18 protein-coding genes and 1 riboswitch are annotated in these 25,806 nt (G+C 53.1%); of the genes, 4 read left to right on the forward strand and 14 right to left on the reverse strand.

What is annotated here, in order from left to right; translation table 11 throughout:
• Window positions 1-629: 629 nt before the first annotated feature.
• The 4 genes from MHI42_RS09590 to MHI42_RS09605 form a co-directional block, all read right to left on the reverse strand.
• Window positions 630-1,772, reverse strand: a complete 1,143-nt coding sequence (locus MHI42_RS09590; protein ID WP_342422441.1) for an IS4 family transposase — start codon at window positions 1,770-1,772, stop codon at window positions 630-632.
• A gap of 413 nt (window positions 1,773-2,185) precedes the next feature.
• The gene (locus MHI42_RS09595) at window positions 2,186-5,998 is read right to left on the reverse strand and encodes a carbohydrate binding domain-containing protein (RefSeq protein ID WP_342424712.1); all 3,813 of its coding nucleotides are present in this window, start codon (window positions 5,996-5,998) and stop codon (window positions 2,186-2,188) included.
• Window positions 5,999-6,082: 84 nt separating this feature from the next.
• Window positions 6,083-9,100 (reverse strand): carbohydrate binding domain-containing protein, encoded by a 3,018-nt coding sequence (locus tag MHI42_RS09600; RefSeq protein ID WP_342423630.1) that lies wholly within the window; start codon window positions 9,098-9,100, stop codon window positions 6,083-6,085.
• 399 nt (window positions 9,101-9,499) lie between these two features.
• On the reverse strand, window positions 9,500-11,203 hold the full coding sequence (locus tag MHI42_RS09605; protein ID WP_342423631.1) for a fumarate hydratase: 1,704 nt from the start codon (window positions 11,201-11,203) through the stop codon (window positions 9,500-9,502).
• Between the two features lie 104 nt (window positions 11,204-11,307).
• On the opposite strand from MHI42_RS09605, the gene yfbR reads away from it, so the two are divergent.
• Window positions 11,308-11,934 carry a 5'-deoxynucleotidase gene (gene yfbR, locus MHI42_RS09610; protein WP_076242753.1) on the forward strand — a complete coding sequence of 209 codons (627 nt, stop codon included), beginning with the start codon at window positions 11,308-11,310 and terminating at the stop codon, window positions 11,932-11,934.
• Window positions 11,935-12,032: 98 nt separating this feature from the next.
• Here the strand turns inward: yfbR and thiH are convergent, their stop codons facing one another.
• The 5 genes from thiH to MHI42_RS09635 all read right to left on the reverse strand — a co-directional run bounded on the left by thiH (window position 12,033) and on the right by MHI42_RS09635 (window position 16,183).
• The gene (gene thiH / locus MHI42_RS09615) at window positions 12,033-13,154 is read right to left on the reverse strand and encodes a 2-iminoacetate synthase ThiH (RefSeq protein WP_342423632.1); all 1,122 of its coding nucleotides are present in this window, start codon (window positions 13,152-13,154) and stop codon (window positions 12,033-12,035) included.
• 31 nt (window positions 13,155-13,185) lie between these two features.
• Window positions 13,186-13,950: a thiazole synthase gene (locus tag MHI42_RS09620; protein WP_171718692.1), complete on the reverse strand. Its 765-nt coding sequence runs from the start codon at window positions 13,948-13,950 to the stop codon at window positions 13,186-13,188.
• Window positions 13,951-14,037: 87 nt separating this feature from the next.
• On the reverse strand, window positions 14,038-14,241 hold the full coding sequence (gene thiS, locus MHI42_RS09625) for a sulfur carrier protein ThiS (protein WP_076242751.1): 204 nt from the start codon (window positions 14,239-14,241) through the stop codon (window positions 14,038-14,040).
• The gene (locus tag MHI42_RS09630) at window positions 14,238-14,900 is read right to left on the reverse strand and encodes a thiamine phosphate synthase (RefSeq protein ID WP_342423633.1); all 663 of its coding nucleotides are present in this window, start codon (window positions 14,898-14,900) and stop codon (window positions 14,238-14,240) included. Before MHI42_RS09630 ends, thiS begins: the two co-directional genes overlap by 4 nt.
• A gap of 113 nt (window positions 14,901-15,013) precedes the next feature.
• Window positions 15,014-15,116, reverse strand: a riboswitch (TPP riboswitch).
• A gap of 194 nt (window positions 15,117-15,310) precedes the next feature.
• Window positions 15,311-16,183, reverse strand: coding sequence for an SDR family oxidoreductase (locus MHI42_RS09635; RefSeq protein ID WP_171718638.1), 873 nt, complete (start codon window positions 16,181-16,183; stop codon window positions 15,311-15,313).
• A gap of 207 nt (window positions 16,184-16,390) precedes the next feature.
• Here MHI42_RS09635 and MHI42_RS09640 point away from each other — a divergent pair, with 207 nt between their 5' ends.
• Window positions 16,391-16,819, forward strand: a complete 429-nt coding sequence (locus MHI42_RS09640; RefSeq protein ID WP_342423634.1) for an NUDIX domain-containing protein — start codon at window positions 16,391-16,393, stop codon at window positions 16,817-16,819.
• Between the two features lie 3 nt (window positions 16,820-16,822).
• Window positions 16,823-17,032, forward strand: a complete 210-nt coding sequence (locus MHI42_RS09645) for an amidohydrolase family protein (protein WP_342423635.1) — start codon at window positions 16,823-16,825, stop codon at window positions 17,030-17,032.
• Window positions 17,033-17,124: 92 nt separating this feature from the next.
• Here the strand turns inward: MHI42_RS09645 and MHI42_RS09650 are convergent, their stop codons facing one another.
• From MHI42_RS09650 to MHI42_RS09670, 5 genes are all read right to left on the reverse strand, one after another.
• On the reverse strand, window positions 17,125-19,455 hold the full coding sequence (locus tag MHI42_RS09650) for an S-layer homology domain-containing protein (RefSeq protein WP_342423636.1): 2,331 nt from the start codon (window positions 19,453-19,455) through the stop codon (window positions 17,125-17,127).
• A gap of 369 nt (window positions 19,456-19,824) precedes the next feature.
• A complete protein-coding gene (locus MHI42_RS09655; RefSeq protein WP_342423637.1) occupies window positions 19,825-20,250 on the reverse strand; it encodes a hypothetical protein in 426 nt (141 codons plus the stop codon).
• Between the two features lie 96 nt (window positions 20,251-20,346).
• A complete protein-coding gene (gene mdh / locus MHI42_RS09660) occupies window positions 20,347-21,288 on the reverse strand; it encodes a malate dehydrogenase (protein ID WP_039307689.1) in 942 nt (313 codons plus the stop codon).
• Window positions 21,289-21,453: 165 nt separating this feature from the next.
• Window positions 21,454-22,749, reverse strand: coding sequence for an NADP-dependent isocitrate dehydrogenase (icd, locus tag MHI42_RS09665; RefSeq protein WP_171718642.1), 1,296 nt, complete (start codon window positions 22,747-22,749; stop codon window positions 21,454-21,456).
• Window positions 22,750-22,864: 115 nt separating this feature from the next.
• Window positions 22,865-23,977 (reverse strand): citrate/2-methylcitrate synthase, encoded by a 1,113-nt coding sequence (locus tag MHI42_RS09670; RefSeq protein ID WP_171718643.1) that lies wholly within the window; start codon window positions 23,975-23,977, stop codon window positions 22,865-22,867.
• A gap of 389 nt (window positions 23,978-24,366) precedes the next feature.
• Between MHI42_RS09670 and ytvI the strand changes: the two genes are divergently transcribed.
• Window positions 24,367-25,482 carry a sporulation integral membrane protein YtvI gene (ytvI, locus tag MHI42_RS09675; RefSeq protein ID WP_342424713.1) on the forward strand — a complete coding sequence of 372 codons (1,116 nt, stop codon included), beginning with the start codon at window positions 24,367-24,369 and terminating at the stop codon, window positions 25,480-25,482.
• The last annotated feature ends 324 nt before the right edge of the window (window positions 25,483-25,806 follow it).

The raw sequence follows: 25,806 nt of genomic DNA on the forward strand, positions 1-25,806 counted from the left end.
TGAACGCTACGCAAACGGACCGTTGTTCCGATCGGAGTACGAGGGACGTTTGAACTTGCTGTGAACGCTACGCAAACGGACCGTTGTTCCGATCGCTGTTGTTCCCGGATTTTATTTATTCTCCTTAGCGGTGAAAATCCGTGAACAAAGGCGAACGCTATCGCTTCTCCACAATCAGTCCGTCCGCTCCGCTGTTTAAGAGGGGGAGTTACGGGAAACCTGTAGACCCTTGAAGCCTTCAACCCCTCAACACTCAACACTCAACACTCAACACTCAACACTCCACCCTTAACCCTCCAACCCTCCAACCCTCAACCATCAACCCTCAACCATCAACCATCAACCCTCCAATCCTTAATCCCCCCATAAAATAATAGAAAACAAGAAATCGCCCCTTTTAAATGGCTGGCCCACACACCATTTAAAAGGAGCGATTCTTTTAACACACATTATAGTCTTTAGATCAATATTCTTCCTTTAACTGGTATTAATCAGCAACAAATACCGATGCAACCGCTTATTGTAGCTCAGATCAAATAGGTTTTAATAAAATCCTGCATAAAATACAACATTTTCTTCATTATATTGGCCCAAATTCAAAATTGTTGTACCAAATGCAGGCGTGTTGATTACCCAGATACTGGATTGATTAATTCACAGAAATCTCCAGTATTTCTCCGGAGCAAATCAAACTGAACCTGCCACTCGACCGGAAGATTCTGGTTCTGCAGGAACTGCATAAATTCCAAGAAAGTAAGCTTTACGAAGCAAGGGACTTTGTCTTTCATTACGTCAAACAACCACTTTAAAAGAACATAGACCATGAACGCCGCAAACAACTGATTGTAGACCGAATTCTTTGTTTTTCCAAACAATTTAGGTACATTGAGATGCTGCTTGATCCAGCGGAAAAAGACTTCAATTTGCCAACGGGCTTTGTAGATTTCGGCAATGACTTCTGGGGACTCTTCTCTTAAATCGGTGACCACTCGGACCACTTGGTTACGGTCATTTTTGAATTCAACCACACGTTGACGCTCCGCAGAACGGCACTTTCCTTGGCCGATATTGCAGATGATATCTCGTACAATCTTGGGATCTCCTTGGAGTTGGTAGGTGTGTATTTCCGGTTCGACTAAGTGTAGATTGTCTTTAAGCCGAATCACAAAGGACTGGCCTATGGACACATAATGATCCAATCTCCCGATTTTCCCATAGGCCCGGTCCTGTACTATAATATAGTCTGGATTTGCCAATACTTCGCCTAACGGAGCGTCGTGGCGTCTGGCGATCGTTTCTTCCACCTGAAGGGGAGACTGCTGAGCATAGGAGAAGGCCGTGTGCATTTTGAGGCCCCCTCTGTGCTTTTTGTATTTCGCAAAGGACAGTTGATGGTTGGATGCCGTGATCGTCGTAGAGTCGATTAGTAATAAATCTTTGGGAAGATTCAGGTGACGCCGGGTTTCGCGATTACATTTTTTCACCAGGAGTCGAAAGACTCGTTTAAAGATCTCATAGGGAACCTCGCCGGCTTTTTTCGAGAGGGTTGAGTAGTGAACAGGAACTAAATCATGGGTTGGAGCTAGCCTTGCACACTCACGAAAACCGTCCCATTTCAGATAACTGGCTTGGGCGAGATAGTGCAGCATGGTATACACCGTGAATTTAGTTGCAGTGTCCGTATAGTCTTTCTCTTGCCCGGTTAGTTCGGCTACTTCTTCTTGGGTTAAAACTTGTTTAAATACAGCTAAGAATGGGTTATTCTTGTTCATGAGGTCGCCTCATTTCGGTTTGGTTTGGTGGTACTTACCATTACCCGAAATGGCGGCCTTTTTTGTCCTTTTTTTGGTAAATCAACACGCCTGTACCAAATGCAACATTTTCTCTTCTACAAGAGGTTTAGCGGGAGAATTGTTGTATTTCATACAACAATCCTTCCGCACATCCAGATATCTAGGCTACAAAGTTGTAAAACGTACAACAATTATGCCTGCAGAGCTTCTTCAGAGTCTCAATTCTGCCGGTAGCTAATCAGATGTGAAGAAAGAAATGAAATATTGCGCTAGTCCCACCAGCGATTACTGGCAACTTGTGAGGTTGTTAACTAAAGTGCAGTTAAGAGAGATCATTTCTTTCAGCTTCTAATTAGATGAACCAACTTTTTGTGCACGGAATGTAGTCCCAATTACTGATCCTTCCAGCGCTGCACGTTCAGCGTGACGGTCTGTGCTCCCCCCGCCGGAGTTAGCGACCTGTTCGCAATATCCGCCCCGCCGGATGCGGTCTCCACCGAAGCCCAGCTACCGCGCGTCAGCTTATACGTCACTGCTGTTCCTGCCGGAAGGCTCACGGTGATGGAGTATACACCATCGCTGCCTTTAGTCAGCAAGTACGCCGGATCTGCTGCATTCCAGCTGTTGAAAGAACCCGTTAGATAGACTGGCCCGGATGCTGGTGTAGAACCCGGAACGGTCACCCTGAAGGTTACGCTGTCTGCCTGCGGCTCTCCGGTGATAAGACTTACGCCGGTCAGACTCGTGCTGCCAACATTAAAGTGATAATTGCTGCCGCCGTTATTATCCCAGGTTCCGCTGCCGTTATTAAAAGCTGCAGTAAGGCCTGTTGCGGTTCCGAGCTGGATGGTAATCGCCTTGTAACCGCTAAATGCGGATGCCTGCATCTGCACGCCCGGCGAGGACGTCCAGACTGTTGCACCATCCAGCTTATAATGAATATAGGAATTGCTGTAGGCCGAATTCTTGTAATAGATCGTGGCCGTATTGCCCACCGGCGTAGCCGTCGGCGCCACTGTCGGCGTAGCCGTTGGCGCAACTGTCGGCGTAGTCGTTGGCGCCACTGTAGGCGTAGCCGTTGGCGCAACTGTCGGCGTAGCCGTTGGCGCAACTGTCGGCGTAGCCGTTGGCGCCACTGTCGGCGTAGCCGTTGGCGCCACTGTCGGCGTAGCCGTTGGCACCACTGTCGGCGTCGCTGTAGGCGTGGCCGTCGGAACAGCCGGAGCGCCCGCCTGGATTTGCCCGGTAGGGGTATAGGTCCAGGTGCCGGTGCCGAACAGATAATTGCTGCCGCCGTTGCTGTCCCAGGTGCCGCTGCCGTTATTGAAGCAGGCTTCCAGCTGGGTGGCGGAGCCGATATTGATCGTGATTTTGTTATAGCCTGCCACTTCAGCCGCAGGAATCGCTACACCCGGCGCTGTCGTCCAGGTGCCCGCAGCCGGACGGTAGTGAATGTACGGTGTGGTGTAGCCCTTCTTGTAATAGATCGTCACATTATTCCCCGCTGGTGTTGTGGCCACTGCTGCTGCACTAAGTCCGGACAGATTGCCCGAAGCGTCATACGCTTTGACCTTGTATTCATAAGTCGTAGAGGAGGACAAGCCGCTGTCTGTATACGAAGCAGACGGTGATGTGCCGATCTTGATGCCATCGCGGTAGATCTCATAACCTGTCACACGGATATTATCAGTAGCTGCATTCCATGTCAGCAAGGCCGAGGAGGCATTGACCACAGCTGCCTGAAGATTAGCCGGCACAGTCGGGGCTTCCGTGTCCGGAACTGCAGGCACATCGGTAATAAACGGATGCGTTCCCTCAACGGTTCCCTGCATGCTCTCGGTATATTTTCCGTTTGCCAATGTGTATTTGCCGGCTCCGACATAGACCTGCTGGATATCGCTTTTCGTTACATTACCCTTAGCGTCTTTGGCTTCAATATAGTAATCCACCAGCTGGTCACGGTAATCGGAGATATAACTGAAATACAGATTGCCGATGTCCGTAGCCGGAACCTTCTGCATGATGGCCTTGCTGCTTGGCTGCCAGTCGACCCCGTTGATATCGGTGCTGAGGTCGCGGACCGTCATCGGGTACTCCGTCCAGGCACCGACCTTGGCAGGGTCAATATTGGATATTCCTGCTGCTGCCAGACCCGCTGGGTCATAGACCTTAAAAGTATTGTCCGCAGCATCTGCCGTCTTGTCGCGGTGTGCCCGGACCTTCACCTTGATATCGCTGATTCCGCTGGTGTCGAAGGCATAGGTATAAATGGAGAACACATTATTGAAATGCTGCAGCGTCCAGCCTTCCGCCTTGCTGACATTCGCGCTGCCCGGATTGTACGGGTAACGCTGCGGCCACCATACGGAGGGGCCTGTTTTGTCTTTGGCCAGCTTTTGCGTAACATAAGGCTTGGAGAAATACAGCGATTGGTTGAAGGACAGAGCAGGCTTCACGCTGTCATCCACATTCTCGTCGTAATAACCGAAACCGGAGTCCATCGCCGGGAGCAGGAAATACCAGGCCAATTCAGCCGGATTGGCGCCGCCGGCATAATCGCTTGAGGTGTTCCCTTTGACCGGATAAGAGATCATCCAAGGGTTGAGCTGATTGCCCTCATAAGTCACCTCGCGGTCAATCGGATTGACCGGCTTCCAGTAATTCGGATGCTCATCCAGCCAGATCTGCTCGGCTGTCTTGGCATAATTCAGGGAAGCCTGCAGCAGGGCAAAGTTACGCTCCAGATAGTGGTACCCCTTCTCGAAGGATACAGTCATGCCTTCTTCGACACCGGACAGATTCTTCTTCGGCGCATAAGAGGTGCCGTTCACCTGATTGAAGCTGGCAAACTGGCTTTTCCAGATGCCGAACGGCAGATGCCAGTGGTACCAGGTCGGATCGGAGGAGGAATCCCGGGTATCAATCCATGAGCCGTCCTGAACATGGACTACATCGGAGGCGGCTGGTGTATTATTGCGCAGATACTCGTCAATTCCCATACCGGTAACACCGCTGCTGGCATAGGTCACATTCCCGGCATTGCGCCAGGTCTCCTCGGAACCTGCACGGCCCGAAGAATTATCCCCGTCATGCGCGACCACAAAAATCTGCTTCTGCGCGACCAGGTTCTCATACGGCTTAAGCACATCTGCTTTTACCTGGCCCAGATATCCTTCTTCCCATGACTGCGCCTGTGCAACCGGAACGCCGACCACTTTGGATTCTGCCCCGGTTGCCGGGTCCACATAACGGACCCAATGGGCAGTGGAGGCAAAAGGATACTTGTTGTAAACAACCTGCTGTTCGTTGAACATCGGCTCATTCACCCAGGAGCCTACGGTGCTGACATTCTGCAGATCACTGCGGTTGGGCGGTGAGACCATCGTATCCGTGCCGGGACTGTTCAGCAGCGGATAGTCCTTAAGCGTACGGGAGAAATGGTTGTTGCCGATTACGGACCACTGAATGCCGAGCTTTTGCAGGACGGGGATTATCCGTTCAGAGAAACCCAGCTCTGTCGGGAAGAACCCCTTAGAAGACTTGTAGCTGCTTCCGAGAAAATAAGGCTGGGCCAATGTGGCTCCATGATAGATCATATCCTTGAGCAAATAGTCGTTGCCGACCAGCGGACCCATAGAGTGATGCCCGGAGAAATGGATCAGATCGAGCATGTTGCTGCCGTTTGTTGTTTTGAGCTGATCGACGGCGGTCTTCCAGGGAGTACCCCAAGCCGGATTATTGTATCCGCTTACATTACCTTGTTGAATAATGCTGTTCACGTTATTTACAACAGAGCCGGACATTGTAACATGCATCTGCGCCTGGGGATAATTGCTGTGCAGCGTGTTAGCCACGCTCCAGGGCCAGGTTAAGTACGCCCCTGTCTTGGCGTGATGTGAATAATAGGAGACCAGATCATCATGCGGCATCGGGGAACCGTTCGGCAAATAATAGGTATATCCCGCAGGAGGGTTCTGCTTCAACTGGATGACTTCACCATCATACGTATAGCGGATCGGGCTGCCCACAGAAGCGGAATTATAGGAATTCAAGTCATAGTACGCCCAGAAATTCGGCATATGGTTGTGGTATACATGCGTAGCGGCAATATCTGCCGAGACATTGGTGACTGTTGCCGGAACAATCAGAAGCATGCCCAGCAGCAGGGCTGTGATTTTGCGCCAATACCTGGATTTCTTCATCAGCAACCAGCTCCTCTCTCTTCAACCACATCAGCTTACTCAAAAGAACGGGGGCGCCGGAATCCCTCCTTCGCCCCCTGTAAATCCTTATTGATCCTTCCAGCGCTGCACGGTCAGCGTGACGGTCTGTGCGCCGCCCGCCGGCGTGAGCGTACGGTTCGCAATATCTGCTCCGCCGGATGCGGTCTCTACCGATGCCCAGCTGCCGCGCGTCAGCTTATACGTCACTGCTGTTCCTGCCGGAAGGCTCAGGGTGATGGAATAGACACCGTCACTGCCCTTGGTCAGCAGATATGCGGGGTCAGCCGCATTCCAGCTGTTGAACGACCCGGTCAGATAGACAGGCCCGCTCGCTGGAGTGGTGGCCGGAACAGTGACCCGGAAGTTCACGCTGTCCGCCTGAGGCTCTCCGGTGGTAAGGCTTCCCCCCACAAGGCTTGAGCTGCCTGCGCCAAAGTGATAATTGCTGCCGCCGTTGCTATCCCAGGTTCCGCTGCCGTTATTGAACGCTGCAGTAAGTCCGGTCGCGGTTCCGAGCTCGATGGTAATCGCTTTGTAGCCGCTGAATGTGGATGCCTGCATCTGCACGCCCGGCGAGGTCGTCCAAGTGCTTGCCCCATCCAGCTTGTAATGGATATAGGAGTTGGTATAGGCCGTATTCTTGTAGTAGATCGTCGCTGTATTCCCTACCGGAGTGGCGGTTGGCACCGGAGTTGCTGTCGGCGTAACCGTTGGTGTCGCGGTCGGTGTGGCTGTTGGCGTAGCGGTAGGTGCCACTGTCGGTGTTGCGGTCGGCGTTGGCGTTGGCGTCACCGTTGGTGTCGCGGTCGGCGTTGGCGTTGGCGTCACCGTTGGTGTCGCAGTCGGTGATGCGGTCGGAACAGCCGGCCCTCCTGCCTGGATCGTTCCTGTCGGAATATACGTCCAGGTACCGGTACCGAATAGATAATTGCTGCCGCCGTTGCTGTCCCAGGTGCCGCTGCCGTTATTGAAGCAGGCTTCCAGCTGGGTGGCTGCACCGATGTTGATCGTGATTTTGTTGTAACCTGCCACTTCAGCCGCAGGAATTGCTACGCCTGGCGATGTCGTCCAGGTTCCCGCAGCCGGGCGGTAGTGGATGTAAGGTGTGGTGTAGCCCTGCTTGTAATAGATCGTCACACTATTTCCGGCAGGCGTGACGATCAGTGCAGCCGCGCTGAATGCCGAGAGGTTGGCGGCGGCGTCATACGCTTTTATCGTATACGAGTAGTTCGTACTGCCAGATAAGCCGTTGTCTGTGTAAGAGGTAGTTGCCGAGGTCCCAATCTTGACCCCATTGCGGTAAATCTCGTAACCTGTAACCCCGACATTATCGGTGGAAGCCGTCCAGGTCACAAGCGCACTGGAGGCATTCTGCACAGTGGCTGTTACATTCGCCGGAACAGACGGCGCCTGGGTATCAACTATTGGCTGCGTCTTGGAGTAGATTTTGGCGGAGTTCGCACTGAGTGTGACTGTAATTTGCTTCCCGGTTGCCCCGCCGGATTGTACGGTTACCGTGTCTGAGGTGTTCAACTGGTTAATCAGTACTGTTCCCACAGTCAGAGTACTTTCGGCGCGCAGCGGAATCGTAACGGTCTGCGATCCGCCCGAAGCATTACTGAATGCGGAGATGACTTCCTGTCCCACATTGGTCCCGCTGTCAATCCGGCGGGAGAACGCGTACAGGTTCTGGGCAGACCACATTTCACGCTGGGTGCCGGTGCGCAGAGCCGGGTTGTTTTTGCGGATTTCATTAAGCTTGGCTACATGCTTGTAGGTGCTGGCGTTCTCATTGAAATAATTCTCCACCACGTTGCCGCTTGCATCACGCTTCACCATGGACCAGCGGTTCCACGTATCGGCAATGCCGCCAGTCATAATCTGGCCGTTCCCGTTGCCCTTATTCTGTTCCGTACCCTGGAACACCACCGGGGTTCCGCGCACAGTGAAGATGAAGGACAAGGCATTCTGCAGCTTCTCTACACTGCCTCCGGCCTCTGTCAGGAAGCGGTTGCGGTCATGATTATCAATGAAGGTAACCATATGATTCGCATTGCCGTTGTAATAGGAATCAAGAGCCAGTGTACTCTTAATATTGGAATCGAAGGATTGGCCGTAAGCAAAGCTATTCAGCACGGAGAAGAACAGCGGGAAATCAAGCATGCCCCATTCCTTGCTGCTGCCGACCCAGCGGGAGACAAATTCGGCATTGCCGTCAAAATTCTCTCCGAAGGTGTTCACGCCCAGCAGCGTCTGCAGCTCCCCGATATCCGTCGGCTTCATCAGCTTGGCCGCGTCAACGCGGGCACCATCCGCACCTGTATAATCAAACCAGCCTTTAATCGAGCTGAAGATGGCCTGCTTGGCGGCAGGAACATCGAAGTCGATATCATCCAGTCCGCCCAGATCGTGATTCTCCAAATAATCCTGGGCCCACTGATCATATCTTCCGTCTGCCAGCGACCAGTTGATATCCCCGTTATGGTGATACCAGGCCGGATTATTGAAAGGGGCGACCGGCTGCAAGGCAGGTATATCATAATAAGCCTGGGTACCCAGCATATAGTCGCCGATATGGTTCGGAACGACGTCGATGATGACCTTGATTCCGAGCGCATGCGCTGAATCTACCAGCTCCTTCAGCTTCTCTTTTGTACCGAAATAAGGATTGGCCGCATTGGGATCTTTGACATTGTAGCCGTGGTAGGCTGTGTTCTTCCCTGTCCCGTTATTCTCCCGGTTGGTCATCTGCGGTTCGGCAACCGGAGAGATCCAGATCGCCGTATAGCCCATATTATGAATATAGGGGAGCTTATTGATAACCCCCTGCCAGTCTCCACCCTTCATATAACGAAAATCTTCTTCAGAGGTCTCTCCATAGCGGATGGCGGCTCCTGTTGCATTATTGGAGGAGTCTCCGTCATTGAAACGGTCAACCATAATCTGATAAATCGTGTCATTCTCTGTAACCGTGCCGATACTGGCCGCTTCAGCCTTAACTGGAGGCAGAACAAATAAATTAATCGTGATCGAAAGAACCATAGATGTGATAAGGACGGGGATAAGCCAATGTTTACGTTTCATTCTTCATCTCCCTCTCATAAATTCGTATGCACAACACTTTCTGCCAAAAAGAACAAGCTACCGTCTAGAGCCTCATCTTACTCATTTTAGGGAAACCGGTTTCCCCACTAAAAATTAACATGGACTTGTATGCGCTGTCAAGACATATAAATTGTTCTTCCTCAGAACCCGTATCCCATATAGGATAACGACTCTGCAATACGCAGAGAATCCCCCGTTTAGCATCAGCCGGCAGCATGCTCCTCCGCGGACAGGCACCGGTTTCGATTTCATTCAGAGCCGCACCGCAAAAAGACCCCTTTCATCAAACAGAAAGAGGTCTTACTATCACTGAATAAATATACTATTTGATTCATATCATCCAATAAATCACTGTCACAGGGAGCATTGCTAAGCAGTTTATTTAAATACCGGCTCCCGGAACTGGGCCAGCTTGGCCGCGGAATCCTTCTCCACATCGGCATGCAGGCTGTTGCCATGCGCATCCATAGTGACGATAGCGGCGAATCCGTCTACCTGCAGATGCCACATGGCCTCCGGAATTCCGAACTCCATGAAATCAACCGCGTTAACCTTCTTGATGCATTCTGCATAGTACTGGGCTGCACCGCCAATGGCGTTGAGATAGACGCCGCCGTGTTCGCCTAATGCCTTCAACGTTTTCGGGCCCATCCCGCCTTTGCCGATTACGGCACGGATGCCGAATTTCTTAATGATATCGCCTTGATAAGGCTCCTCGCGGATGCTGGTGGTTGGACCGGCAGCCTTCACATGCCAGCCCTCATCATCCTTCAGCATGACCGGACCACAGTGATAGATGACCGCACCGTTCAAGTCCACGGGAGCGTCGTGATCCATCAGATATTTGTGCAGGGCATCGCGGCCGGTGTGCATCTCGCCGGAGAGAATAACTACATCACCAACGCGCAGGCTGCGGATATCCTCCTCGCTGATCGGCGTGGTCAGGCGGATTTCGCGCGAACCACCCGATATGGCGGAGCCTGCGGCAGCAGGTTCGATTACCTGGCCGTTACCCGGGATAGCAGTATCAGAAGCAGCTTCCCCAGTTCCTGACAAGATGGCCGGAGCCGCAGGAATCGTTGCATCCTCTGGAATCATGCCCTGCGAAATGCCGTCAGCAGCAGAGACCGCTACCGGTTCAGTTACTTGCACTAAGGCTTCTTCCCCTTCTACAGAAATGCCTGTGCCACTCTCATAGAGCCATTCCTTAATGTCCCCGGTTGCCGGATTTACCAGTATTCCCTGACGGCGGAAGGCCCAGCAGTTATAAGCTACCGAGACAAAAAAGCTCGCCGGCAGCCGGTTCATCACCCCGATTTTGCAGCCCAGCAGCGTAACTTCACCGCCGAAGCCCATCGTGCCGATGCCGAGCTTGTTGGCATTCTCCATAATGTAATCTTCCAGCTTGCCCAGATCTTGGGTGGGATTCACATCCTCGACCTTGCGGAACAGCTGCTTCTTGGCCAGCTCATAGCCCGTTGTACGGTCACCGCCGATGCCTACGCCAATGAAGCCTGCACTGCACCCCTGACCCTGCGCCTGATAGACCGAATGAAGAATACATTTGCGGATGCCGTCAAGATCACGTCCGGCTTTGCCCAGACCCTCCAGCTCTGCCGGGAGACTGTACTGAATATTCTTATTCTCGCAGCCGCCGCCCTTCAGAATGAGCCTTACATCAATGCCTTCCTCTTCCCACTGCTCGAAATGAATCACCGGCGTGCCTGCACCCAGATTGTCCCCGCTGTTCTCGCCTGTAAGGGAATCTACGGAATTGGGCCGCAGCTTGCCGTTCTTCGTCGCCCGGATTATCGCGCTATGAATATCCTTCTTCATCTCTATCTGATTCACGCCTACCGGCGTATGAATTATAAAAGTCGGCATCCCTGTATCCTGGCAGATCGGCGATACCTGGAGCTCGGCCATGCCGATATTCTGGGCAATCGTGGTCAGCGCCAGTCCGGAGCGGGTCGCCTTGTCTTCCAGCGCACGCCCTTTAGCAACCGCCCGGCGGACATCACCCGGCAAATTCGTGGAGGTTTCTACGATCAGATTATAAATGCTGTCTTCAAAATGCTGCATCTTCATTCAGTCTCCTCTCCATCTGTTTCAAGCTGCCCTAACTCTGTTACAATTAGTTATTATCATATCATATTAAGCCGCTCATGAAAGGGGTTACTTAAAAATTGAACTACCATTTCTCTGCCTATCTCTACCGGCTGCAATATATCCAGCGCTGGAGCCTCATGCGCAGCACCGCCCCTGAGAACGTGGCGCAGCATTCGTTCCAGGTGGCCCTGCTGGCGCACATGCTGTGCACCATCGGCAATGTCCACTTCGGCCGGTCGCTGAACGCCGACCGCGCATCCACAATGGCGTTGTTCCACGACGCCACCGAGGTATTCACCGGCGACATCGCCACGCCGGTGAAGCATAACAACCCGCTTCTGCTGTCCAGCTTCCGCGAGATGGAGCGGGTCGCCGCTGAGCGCCTCGCGGCGATGATCCCGCCGGAGCTGAGCGCAGTCTATGCGCCGCTCCTGCAGCCGCAGGACAGCCCGCCCGGCTCCGAGGATGCCGGACTGCTCCGCTACGTCAAGGCAGCGGATGTGCTCGACGCCTATCTGAAATGCGTCTGGGAAACCGCCGCAGGCAACCGCGAATTCGCGGCCGCCCGGGAGCAGACGGCCGCGAAGCTGCACGGGCTCGCCCTGCCGGAGATGGAGTATTTCCTTACCCATATGGCTCCGGGCTTCGAGCTGTCGCTGGACGAGCTGTCTTCAAGCATGAGTCCGGAGAAGCCAGCCGACTAGCCGGAAACCGTGCGGCCTCTTGAAGAATGCAGCATCGCACCGTCCGTTTGTCCCTGCAATACAAATAACCCGCCTCACGGCGGGTTATTTGTATCAAGTTAAGGCATGGCTAACGGCTCATCCAGGCTGTCCCAGTCCTTGAACACCGGCTGCAGCCCTTTTTCCTCGAGCATCTCCTTAATCTCCTGCACGCTGCGGTTGTCTGAGATTTCAAACTGCGGGGTGCCGCCTTCCAGAGAATGTCCGCCTACTTCAGTGGATACCCCTGCAGACATCCTGGTGATGCCGAGATGGACCAGATGATCGCGCAGGGCTGCCGGCTCCCGCGTGGACAGTGAAATACCGGAACGCGGCAGAAACAGGCGGTAGGCCAGGATAATCTGCACCAGCGCACGGTCGGTTACATCACTCGCAGGATTAAATTCCCCCAGGTACGGCCGAAAACGGGGAATGGACAAACCGATTTCGCACTCCGGATACTTGTCCTGTAAGTACCTGGCGTGCAGTGCAGTCGCGAGGGCCTCCTGACGCCATTCGTACATTCCCAGCAGGGCTCCGATATTTACCGAGCGGAATCCGGCCAGGCAGCCGCGCTCGGGCGCATCCAGACGGTTGCGGTACACCCGCTTGGGACCCTTCACATGCAGCTGGCGGTAAGTCTCCTGATGATAGACCTCCTGATACAGCGTCAGACCGTCTACTCCTGCCTGTCTGAGATCAGCGTATTCTTCGGTAGTGAGCGGATTCACTTCAATGCTGACTGAAGAGAAATAGCCGCGGAGCACCTCCACGCAGTCTTTCAGATAACTGACCGGACTTTCATTCCGGGATTCTCCGGTCAGAATCAGAATGTGGCGCAGCCCTGTGGCTGCGATCGTCTCCGCTTCCCGCCGGACCTCCTCCAGTGTCAGTTTTTTGCGCGGAAAATCATAGATAGAGCTAAAGCTGCAGTAGGTACAATGGTTGACGCAGAAATCAGCCAGATACATCGGTGTAAACAGCTGCATCACATGACCGAATTGCGTACGTGTCAATCTATGGGCCTTCTGCGCCATCTCTTCGAGGTAAGGCTCCGCTGCCGGTGACAGCAAAGCCATCAGCCCGTCCTCGTCCAGCTGCTCCAGACGAAGCGCCCGCTTCACATCAAGCGCAGTATACTGCTTCCATACCCCCTCGTAGGGAAGCTTGTCCAGCCGGGTCAGCCTATCATAAAAGCTCATGTCCTTCCTCCCTCTTCATAAACAGCATCAGTCAGGCCAGAAATCCGGTCAGCGGCGAAGAAGCTGCGGCTGTCTCTTCCACCGGCCCCAGCCCGGCCAGATAGGCCTTCCGCCCCGCCGACACCGCTTCGCGGAAGGCCTCCGCCATCAGCTGCGGGTCCCGGGCGGTGGCAATTGCCGTATTCAGCAGCACAGCGGCTGCGCCCATTTCCATCGCCTCAGCAGCCTCGGAGGGTCTGCCAATACCGGCATCCACGATGATGGGCAGACCCGTTTCTGATATCAGAATCCGGATCAGCTCCTTGGTCTGCAGCCCGCGGTTAGAGCCGATCGGCGCTCCCAGCGGCATGACGGCTGCAGCTCCGGCCGCCTTCAGCCGGAGTGCGGCTGACAGATCAGGACTCATGTAGGGCAGAACAATGAAACCCTCCGCAGCTAAGATTTCCGTGGCTCGGATCGTCTCGGTATTATCCGGCAGCAGATATTTCTGATCATTGATAACCTCAATCTTCACCCAGTCTCCCAGCCCCGCTGACCTTGCCAGCCGGGCAATGCGTACCGCTTCCTCTGCGGTGCGCGCACCGGAGGTATTGGGCAGCAGCGTCATGTGGGAAGGAATATGGCTAATAATATTGTCCTTGCTCTCCGGATCTACCCGGCGCAGGGCAACCGTAATGACCTGTGAACCCGAGCGGGCGATCACTTCGGGAATAAGAGTGTTGCGGCTGTATTTTCCGGTCCCGATGAACAGTCTGCTCGTTAAAGTAACTCCTCCAATAATCAAAGGATCCTGCATCATATCGCCTCCTGTGATAAGTCGTTGCCTTTATCTTAATTGCGTATTGGCATTCTTGCGTCTACCGCACACACAGTTACCAGTTACCTAGCCTCCGCCGACAAAATGAACCAGCTCAACTCGGTCACCTTCATTCAGCAATGTATCTTCATAAACCTCTCTGCCGGCAAGCTCACCATTCAGCTCCACAATAACCAGCTTCCCGGTCCACTCAGGCCGGGCCAGAAGATCAGCCAGCGTCCGGCAGCTCTCTTCATACCTTCCTCTGCGTCCGTTAACGGTCAAATTCATTCCAGTTCACCTCCTTTGCCCGGTAAGGGAGCTTCATTCAGGACTTCAGCATATGCTGCGGCCTGAACGGATGATCTGTAAGCCTGAGCGGCGCCAGCAGGATCCGTCGCTCCGCATATCCCGGACATTACGGCTATTCCGGCAGCCCCCTTCGACAGAACGATTCCGGTATTGCCCGGTGTGATGTTTCCGATAGCAATCAGCGGTATACTGCTGGAGCGGACGGCCAATTCCAGCTGCGCCAGGCCCCGTTCCCGCTGTCCGGGCTTGCAGGCCGTGGGGAATACATGTCCATACAGACAAAAGTCCGCTCCCTGCTGTCCGGCGCGTGCCGCTTCCTCCGGGGAATGCACCGACCTGCCCAGCCGCAGGCCCGGGGCAATGCCGCGCGCCTTGGCAGGCGGCAGGCTGTGCCAGGCCAATTGGACGCCGGCTGCCCCTGCTGCCAGAGCCACATCAATCCGGTCATTAATAACCAGCTTTGAGGGCGGAACCCCCGCTTGCAGCAACCGCTCTGCGGCAGCCAGAAGCTCCCGTGCGGACAGGGCTTTTTCCCGGAGATGGATATAATCCACCATGGTATGTACTGCAGCAGCCAGCCCCGCAAACTGCTCCGGATTCAGCCTCCCGTCCGAGATCAAATGGATTTTTTTCAGCACCTTCACCTTCCCCTCTATACGGCATTCCGGAAAATACAAAAAGACCGCCCCCTGTATCAGGAAGCAGTCCGGAATATAAGCAGGAATACCGGGTAAACCGTTACCCCTGCTGCATTATTCATTCTCCACTTCCCTACGCTGGTATAAACCAGATCAGGTTCAAAGGGTCCGAACAGATATGTTCGTCTCAGCCTTGCGGCACCCCTAGTGACCGTTCATATTCTATTGTTCTTGCAGTTTGTATATTAGCATATTATTCCTGTAAGAGCTATTCTTTAATAGATTCAATCATTTGCTCCAAGCGGATGAAGCGGCAAAAAAGCCAGCCTTCCGGCTGACTTTTCATCTGTTGAACGTTTGATTCTTTAAACCAGTATAAACTTATCCGGCTTACAAAGCAGTGCCAATGGTCAGCCGTTAACGATCTCGCCGCCGTTCACATGCATGACCTGTCCGCTCACATAAGAGGAATCATCGGAGGCCAGATATACATAAGCCGGTGCCAGCTCCTCGGGCTGTCCCGGACGCTTCATCGGCTGGGTGCCGCCGAATTCACTGACCTTCTTCGCGTCAAACGTAGACGGAATCAGCGGCGTCCAGATCGGGCCCGGTGCTACCGCATTCACGCGGATGCCTTGGTCTGCGAGATTCATCGACAGGGAGCGGGTGAAGCTGAGAATTGCTCCTTTGGTGGACGAATAGTCCAGCAGCTGCGGGCTGCCGCGGTACGCCGTGATAGACGTAGTGTTGATGATCGTGGAGCCTTTTTTGAGATGGGGCATCGCTGCCTTGGTCAGATAGAACATGGAGAATATATTCGTCCGGAACGTCCGCTCCAGCTGCTCGGCGGTAATGTCCTCAATCTTATCCTGCGGATGCTGCTCTGCCGCATTGTTGATCAGGATGTCCAGCTTGCCGAGTCCCTCAATGGTTTTATTAATCAGATCCTGACAGAAGGCCTCGACCCCGATATCACCGGAGATCAGAATACACTTTCGACCCTCCTGCTCCACCTGGCGTTTGGTTTCTTCCGCATCTTCATGCTCATTCAGATAGGATATCACCACATCTGCGCCTTCTTTGGCAAAATGAACGGCAACCGCACGCCCGATTCCGCTGTCCCCTCCGGTAATAAGCGCGGCCTTGCCCAGCAGCTTGCCTGCTGCCTTGTAAGCCGAGGTTTCAAACTCCGGAAGCGGGTTCATCTCGCTTTCAATTCCGGGCTGCTGGTCCTGTACCTGCGGAGGCAGGGTTTTGACGGGTTGTTTGCTGGTGTCTGGCATAATCCATTCTCCTTTCGCTGTACCGTTATACTGTTTTACTAATCATGTTAGGTTGGCTAAAAGTCTGGTGTTTATGCATCATACTTGCCTAGCAAAAATCGCTTTACGTTATTTTACTTACCACATAGGGAAGCCGGCCAAACAAAAAATCTTCAGTCCAACGCGTTCCCGCTCCATTATAGAGCCTGTAGAAGGAGAGTTATTCTCATGTCCAAAAAATCAAAAAGCATCATCGTTGCCGTCAAAGGTGTCATCCTGTATCAGGGCAGAATCCTCATCGTCAAGCGGGCTGCCGTCGATTCTGCAGGTGCCGGAAGCTGGGAATGTGCCGGAGGCAAAATCGAATTCGGTGAAAGCCTGGAGGCTGCACTGGAAAGAGAAATTCTTGAGGAAACCGGACTGGCGGTTACGACAGAACGTATCCTTTATGCGGTGACCCTGCTCACTGACCCTGCTAGACAGGTAGTGATTATCACCTATTTATGCCGCGCAGCCCGTGGCGAAATCCAGCTCTCGGAAGAGCATACCGATTACCGCTGGTGCACCGTGAGCGAAATGAATGCCCTGCTGCCGCCGCAGATTATCGCTGACTTTCAGGAGCACGGCATTTTTGAGCTGGAAGGGTTGTTGCGGTAAGTAATGAACGGTTTCTGGCTCACCCCGATGCAGATTATCACAGCCGCCACTTCAACCGGTGCGAAGATCTGCAATCTGGCACCTGAGATTGGAACGATTGAACCGGGCAAGAAGGCGGATCTGTTTGTAATTGAGGGCAACCAGCTTACGGATATAGACAATCTCCGGAAAGTCAGATTTGTGATGATGGAGGGCAGGATCGTATCGAAATAGAGGTTATATAGTTTGATTAAAGGCCGCTTTCCACGAGGAAAACGGCCTTTTTTTCATTTTAATATGCCCAGTATGGTTCTCTGTAATTCTGTCTATAGCTGATCCGCCGCTGCCTTCAATGCAATAATTTTGTTCGCCGCCGTTACCTCCAGCAGCACTTTCTGCGCATCCGTCAAGCCCGTGTATCTACCGTAAGTCCAGTTCACAGCTTCCTTGTCCGCCAAGGTTAAGGCCGCAGCTGCGGGCAGTTGATTGATCTTGTAAGCTACAGTATCCGCAGCCTGCTGATCGGTCAGCACACTTGCCCCCTGGTAATATCCAGCCACATTCATCTTATCGTCATAGAACACTATCATATACTGTTCCTGGAAATCAGGTACGGTGTAGAATGGCGCTGCATAGTCAGCAAAGCTCTCAATGGATATGCCATATACATCATTTGTAACTTGTTCCAGATACAGAATCTGTGAAGAGACATGCTTGATATTGAAATCCCTTGCGGCATTTGTAATGTACGGAAGCTGAGTATTAGCTATATATGAATAAAATTTCGCTTCAGGATGTTGCGCAATCCACTCACCGTCCACGGCGATCCGGTCACGTATAAGTCCATCCCTCACGTCTCTCGTAATCCCCACTCCGCTGGTGAAGCGTATCGCCTGCTCGTTAAGCACTGCATACTTCGCGCTCAGGTCCAGTTTAACCACGTTGTATCCGATAGCTTTATTACTACGATCATACAGAATAATCGTCATATAATCTTTAAGATGCTCGGGACTGACCGGGAACGAGAATCTTACCGACATATCCGGCAGATGACGGGTATACACATTGACCGGATTAGGGACAGCTTCTGCGGCCGCTGTAAAATAATAACCCGGATGATCTGCAGCCGCCCGAATATCAGGGGACAGCCCTTCAAAATTCAACAGTACAGCGGCTGAATTGGTGTACATATTTTCGGGTCCCTGGGTTACCGTAATCCCGCTTATAAGCGGAAGTGCTGCCGGAGTTGTTGTATTGCCGCCAGTACTGCCACTATCACCATTACTGCCGTTACTGCCGCCACTTGATGCCACCGCCGGTAACGCTGCGGAGATGGTGATGGAATCCTTCTGGCTGCCGTCCAGACTTGCCGGTTTATTGGCAAAGGAAGACCCCTTCGCCCCCTCGTTCACAGTAGCAGCCAGAACCCGTCCCGCCCCCGTAACGTTCGTTGCCGCATTCAGAATAGCCCGCGTAACCGTTGTGCCTTGATCCAGCTCCACCTTGAGTCCGGCCGCTGCTGCAGCCACATTAAGTGTGCTTACCGAGCCTTTTTTCAGGTGCAGGACTGACCCTTTGGCTTCAATGTTCCCCGCTCCAAAAATGCCGCTAAGCGTCACCGCAATCCCCGCTGGAAGACCTGCCGGCAGGTTAATCTCGGTAAAGCCCGCTCCGGCTCCGCCGCCCTCCTCCAGCTCAACACCGGACTGTGCAGAGACCGATGTCACAAGAGTTGAGCCTTCGGCTACAAGACGGGCGGTTCCATTCTTTTTCTGCACAATTATCTGTTTCAGGGCCGAGTCTTTGAGATGCACCGAGTCAGCCCCGTGGACAATGACCTTACCTTTGACCTCCACATTGGTCAGAGTAACCTCCCCTCCGCCAATCGCTTCATCCAGCAGCAGGTCGCCGTGGATCAACAGGTTCTGTAGAGTAACGCCGTAGGTGGATATCGTGACATTCTTATAATCCCTTATAGCAGTCGGATCAGAAGCTCCCAATACGGCTGGAGTAGTCACCGTTGCATCCGGCATGCCGCCACCAACCGGAATCGTGAAATTGTCGAGCAGTGAAACGGCCTCAGCCCTGGTCAAAGCCTTGGCTGGAGCGAATCTTCCGTCAGGATAACCTTTCATTGCTCCGGCATTTACCGCTGCCGTAACTTCGGATCTGCTCCAGCTTGCAATTTGATCACTGTCACTGAACTGGGACAAAGCCTCCTGAGCAGGGGTCTCAAACTTCATCAGCCTGAATATAATCATTGCCGCTTCCTGGCGCGTAACAGGCGCATTAGGACGAACCGCACCTTCATAGCCTTCAATGTAACCGGCTCCTATCGCTTTGGAGAACTCGCCGTATGCCCAGCTTGTCTTCGGCAGGTCGCTGAAGACCGCGGCTTTTCTCCCGTCTGTAATCTCGAAGCAACGATTGATAAGCGTTACGAATTCTGCTCTGCTGATCTCCTGATCCGGCTTCACTGACCCGTCTGCAAATCCTGTCAGCCATCCTTGTTCAAGCCATCTGTTAATCTGTTTCTGTGCCCAGTGCCCTTCATAATCTGTGCCGGCAGTTCCGTCTGCGGCTGCATAGCTGTTGCCGGACGATCCAAGCACCAGACAAAGACTCAGACCGACGGTTACAATACTTCTGAAATTCATTCCATACACGCTCCCCGGGATCTATGTATTTCTAAATTTTTCTAGTTAACCATTATCAGTTTAGCCGAACGAATGACCGGTGGGAATAGATTCCATAAATATATTTCTCACGTAAAATAAACCGGCAAATTGGGGCTTTATCTTCGCTGGTTACTAAGGTGCTTCCCGGAGAAGCGCATTGTATTCGATTTTCCGCATACATTTGGCTCGATCACCTTCTCGGAGGGGGGTTCAGCGGAGTTCCTGAGATGAGAACATATCGTCCTTCAGACGGATCTGCTTCAGTGTCTTACACAACAAAAAGCCCTGGCAGCCTAAGCTGCCAGAGCCTTTGATACTCGCGTTCCTCCCTATAAATCAGAGCCAGGTTTAAATAAGGCGCCGGTACACCATGAAAAAGATCATGATAACCAGTACGACCATCAGCAGCAGGCTCATGGTCCGGATCTTCGCGGTTTCGGCAGAGACATCACGGTTCTCCCGCATTCCGGCCGCAGCCAGGCGCAGGGGTCTGCTCATGATGCCGCCAAGCGCAAACATCGCCAGGAGCAGCACAACAACAACGATCATCCAGGCGACAGAATAGTCACCCTTGGTCATCATATAGCCTCCGGTCAACAGCTGGATAACCAGTCCATACTGGGCAAAGCGGTTGAAGCCGCCGATGGCGCTCAAGGTACCTTCCTTTGCCGGGGAAGACAGCTTCGCCGTCCCGCTCAGAATAAACGGCAATACCAGATAGAAGCCAAGCGCCAGTGTGCCGATCATATGCAGGAAAAAGAAAATACGGTCCATATCAATCTCCTCCGATTACATTGTAGGATTAAATAGCAGCAAAGCCCAATCTCTGCCTGCAAAAAGGGGCTTCAGCAGCTGCTCCGCTAACGTTACTTACACAGTTACTGCTGAAGTGACCGCACGCACAGAATCGGCTGATTTATCCAGAGCCGCCTTCTCTTCTGCCGTAAGCTCCAGCTCGAAGATCTTCTCGATGCCATCTGCACCCAGGAGTGCCGGAATACCCATGAACAAATTATCGTATCCGTATTCACCTTCAAGCAGGGCAATTACAGGGATAATCCGTTTCTTGTCCTTGAGGATTGCTTCCGTCATCTGAACCAGTGACGCGGCGGGTGCATAATAAGCGCTGCCGTTACCCAGCAGGCTGACGATTTCACCGCCGCCGACACGGGTACGCTGCACAATCTCAGCAATGCGTTCCGCAGGGATGAGCGTGTCGATCGGAATACCGCCCACACTGGAATAACGCACAAGCGGAACCATATCATCCCCATGACCGCCCAGTACGAAACCGCGTACATCTTCAACCGAAACATTAAGCTCCTGGGCGATGAATGTACAGTAACGCGCTGTATCGAGTACGCCGGATTGTCCGATTACGCGATTCTTCGGAAAGCCGAGCGCATTGTATGCTACATACGTCATGGCATCGACCGGATTGCTCAGAATGATCACAATGGACTCGGGAGCCACGCGCTTCACATTCTCACACACCGACTTTACGATACCCGCATTGGTGTTGACCAGATCATCACGGCTCATGCCGGGCTTGCGTGCAATCCCTGCCGTAATAATGACGATATCGGAATCGGCTGCATCTTCGTAGCTGGAGGTTCCGGTGATCTGGGCATCGAATTTCTGCACAGGTCCGGCTTCCAGCATGTCAAGCGCTTTACCCTTGGTTGGATTCTCCAGCTGGGGAATATCGAGCAGCACTACATTGCCAAGCTCCTTCTGGGCAAGCATAAGCGCCGTAGTCGCACCGGTGAATCCGGCACCTACGACAGTGATTTTATAACGTTTGATGGCCACGGGAAGACCTCCTAAGGGTTGGATAGCATACACTTCGTTCATTTCACTTCGCAAGACTGCCCCGGAGCATGAACCCATGATGTTGAATGGGCAGGCAGGTGCACAAGCATAAGTATAAGCTGCACGTGTGTGCAGCTTATACTTGTTATATACCGGTTAGCCTGCTTATAGATTGCTGATAATCTCGTCAGCAAAGGCGGAGCATTTCAGCTCTGTAGCGCCTTCCATCTGGCGGGCAAAGTCATAAGTAACCGTCTTATTGTTAATCGCGGTGCTCATTCCCTTGTAGATCAGGTCAGCCGCTTCCTGCCAGCCCAGATGCTCAAGCAGCATAACGCCGGAGAGAATAACCGAACCCGGATTTACAACGTCCTTATCCGCATATTTAGGCGCTGTACCATGAGTAGCTTCAAAAATAGCATGTCCCGTAAGATAGTTAATGTTCGCTCCCGGAGCGATACCGATGCCGCCGATCTGGGCAGCCAGTGCGTCGGAGAGGTAATCCCCGTTCAGGTTCAGCGTCGCAATGACATCGAAATCGGTCGGACGGGTCAATACCTGCTGCAGAGCGATGTCGGCGATAGCGTCCTTGACAATAACTTTGCCGGCTGCTTCGGCTTCCTTCTGGGCAGCATTCGCTGCAGCTTCACCATCACGTTCCTTGATGACATCATATTGGTTCCAGGTGAAGACCTTGTCGCCGAACTCCTGTTCAGCCACTTCGTAGCCCCAGTTCTTGAATGCACCTTCGGTGAATTTCATGATATTGCCTTTGTGTACCAGCGTCACACTCTTGCGTCCGTGCTTGATGGCATACTCAACCGCAGAACGCACCAGGCGCTTCGAACCTTCCTCAGAGACAGGCTTAATGCCGATACCGGAAGTTTCCGGGAAGCGGATCTTGTTCACGCCCATTTCCTTCTGCAGGAACTCGATAACCTTCTTCACTTCAGCGGAACCTTCCTGATATTCAATCCCGGCATAGATATCTTCAGTATTCTCACGGAAAATAACCATATCCACCAGCTCCGGATGCTTCACCGGTGAAGGAACACCATCGAAATATCGTACCGGACGCAGACATACATACAGGTCCAGCTCCTGGCGCAGCGCCACGTTCAGAGAGCGGATACCGCCTCCGATCGGAGTTGTCAGCGGGCCTTTGATGGCTACAATATACTCGCGGATTGCTTCCAGAGTGTCATTCGGCAGCCATTCACCATATGTATTGAAGGCTTTCTCGCCGGCAAAAACTTCGTACCAGGCAATCTGCTTCGCGCCGCCGTAAGCTTTCTCCACGGCCGCATCCAGCACACGCTTGGAGGCTTTCCAAATGTCACGGCCTGTACCGTCACCCTCGATAAAAGGGATAATCGGCTGATCCGGAACCAGCAGCTTGCCGTCTTCGATTGTAATTTGTTCGCCTTCTGTGGGCAGATCGTACTTTTCCAGTTTCAACATTAGTGGGAATTCCTCCTAAAAGTATGATGTACAAGCAATAATCAATAAGCAGTTGCTGCATATATTATAGTTCATTGTACTAAAGGGGTGGAGCGGCCCGCAAGGGGCCGCCCTGTTATCGTTCGTCTACAGGGACGTATTTCATGTCGGACATGCCGGTATATTCCGCACGCGGCCGGATAATCCGGTTGTCTTCATACTGCTCGAGAATATGCGCAGTCCAGCCCGAGGTCCGGCTGATCGCGAAGATCGGAGTGAACAGCTCACGTTCAATACCCAGCTGTGTATAGACGGATGCCGAATAGAAGTCGACATTCGGTTTGAGTCCTTTTTGCCCCGTAATCAGCTCTTCAACCTTGACTGACATGTCATAGAGCGTAGTGTCGTTCTTCATCGTGCCCAGCTCATAGGACATCTTCATCAGATGTTTGGCCCGCGGATCGCCGTTCTTGTATACACGGTGTCCGAAGCCCATGATCTTCTCACGGCGTTCCAGCTTGCCTTGGACATACGGCTCAACGGCATCAAGCGTGCCGATTTCCTCCAGCATCTTCATCACGGCTTCATTCGCACCGCCATGCAGCGGCCCTTTAAGCGCGCCAATAGCCGAAGTAACTCCGGAATAGATGTCAGAAAGTGTAGCCACAGTTACCCGTCCGGCAAAAGTGGAAGCATTCAGCTCATGGTCCGCATGCAGCACGAGGGCTGTATCCAGCGCCTTGACGGATACGATATCCGGCTGCTCTCCCCACAGCATGTAGAGGAAGTTCTCGGCGATGGTCAGGCCTTCTTTGGGCGCTACCGGCTCAAGTCCCTTACGGATGCGCGCCAGTGCGGCAACCACAGTCGGAATCTGCGCCTGAAGCTTCACAGCTTTGATCTGATTCGCTTCACGGCTCATATCATCCGCAGCCTCGTCGTACAGTGCCAGGGCGGATACGGCGGAGCGCAGGGCCGCCATCGTGTTGGCTTCCTTCGGATACAGCTTCATCTGGGCAAGCACCTGATCCGGGATCTGGGCTGAAGCGCTCAGGTCGCGGCGCAGCGCTTCAAGCTCCGGTACTGTCGGCAGATTGCCGAACCACAGCAAATAAGCGGTCTCCTCAAAGGTGGCATTATCCGCCAGATCATCAATATCATAACCGCGGTAAGTGAGCACTCCATCCACAATGGAGCTGATCGATGAGGTCGTTGCAACGATGCCTTCAAGTCCTTTAGTAGCTGTCATAGTATCTCTCTCCTTTGCCAACAAGGGTATATAATGCTGGTTCTAACCTCATGAAAACATTTACATTTTTAAGTATTTCAATTCTCCGCAAAAGGCGTCAGGACAGGGGCTGAAGATTGCAACTATATTTCTGCTGTTTAACCTGTAATAATCATACCGGATTTTGACGGTTATGTGAACAACGTGGGAGCTTTGCAGCGGATCAAATGATTTTATCGGAGAGATAGAAAAAAACTAACGAAAAACCTGTTTCATGATTACGCTTTCAGGTTAGTAAGCTTCTCCATTCTGCCATTTTCCGTCCCAGCTAGTCTTTTCGCATGCTCTATGAATATACATAAGACGAGCAGTTATTCCTTATACACCCGTTAGAGTAGGAGGGACCGGATATCGATACACTTGTACTCAAAAGAGTGCTGCGCGGCCTGTGGGTCGTGCTTGCCGCCGCCGTGATTCTGCTGGCGGTTTATGTACTGCTGCCGCTCCTCTATCCCCTGCTGCTGGCCTGGCTGCTGGCTTACCTTATACATCCGCTGGTGCTGATTCTGCGGGGGCTGAAGCTCCCTGGCTGGCTGGCGGTGGCCCTCTCGCTGCTTTTTTATATTGGAGGTACGGGCCTCGTACTGACCGCGCTGATTACCCGGCTGGTGAAGGAGCTCATTGTGCTGCTCCAGACCTTCGACCTCCATACTGACCAATGGCGCGAGCTGCTGCTGAGGGTTAGCCGCAATGCCAGCATTCAGAATATTATTAACCAGATCAACCAGTTTTACCACGACAATCCGGGTTACCATGCCACGATTGACAGTAATATCAGCAGAACCACGGAAACTGTAGGCCACGCCATGACACAGCTGATTACCGGATTCTTCAACATGATTCTGGGGCTGATCTCCTCGCTGCCGAGCCTAGGCACGATTCTGATCGTGATCGTACTGGCCGCCTTCTTCCTCAGCACCGGCTGGGAACGGCATAACGCCAAGCTGCTCTCACTCCTCCCCGCTCCGCTGCTGCGGCCGGTATCGGAGATCTGGAAGGATCTGCGCAAGGCGCTGTTCGGCTACCTCCGTGCCCAGCTCGTGCTGATCTCCGTAACTGCGGTGATCGTAATCATCGGCCTGCTGCTGCTGGGCGTAGACTCTGCCTTCGCCATTGGCCTGACCATCGGCATCGTCGATCTGGTGCCTTATCTCGGGGTTGGCATCGTGATCCTCCCCTGGGCGCTGTATTCCTACATGACCGGGAACCTGGCTCTGGCGGTCGGCCTTCTGGTGCTGTATGGCATCATTCTGATCACCCGGCAGGTGCTTGAGCCGAAGGTGCTGGCCAGCAGCATCGGACTGGACCCGCTCGCCATGCTGATCGGCATGTTCGCCGGACTTCAGCTGTTCGGCATGCTGGGCCTGATCCTCGGCCCGGTGCTGCTCGTCATTCTAGACGCGTTCGGCCGCGCCGGCGTGTTCCGCGCACTGCGCAGCTACATCCTCAGCGGCCGGCTGCATTAGCTTTATACGCCAACACCTCACAAGCTCCTTAAATGCCAGTAGAGCAAATAGCCGGTACGGTCTGGACCTCCGTCCCCATACATCAGGCCCATTTACTCTATCCGCCGCACATTGTATTCGGTTTTCCACATACATTAGGTCCGTTTGCGATATCCGGCACACATTGTATTCGGTTTTTCGCATACATCGGGCCCGCTCCTCGTTCATCGCATTTCCCACCGCATACTCCTGCATAATCTGCAGCATTTCGCTACATCCGGCTCGGCTGCAAGTAGAAAAGCGCTCAGCCGCATCACCCCGCAGCCGAACGCTTTTTACAAAATT

The sequence above is a fragment of the Paenibacillus sp. FSL E2-0178 genome (assembly GCF_038593005.1).
Taxonomy (GTDB): Bacteria; Bacillota; Bacilli; order Paenibacillales; family Paenibacillaceae; genus Paenibacillus_AQ; species Paenibacillus_AQ phytohabitans.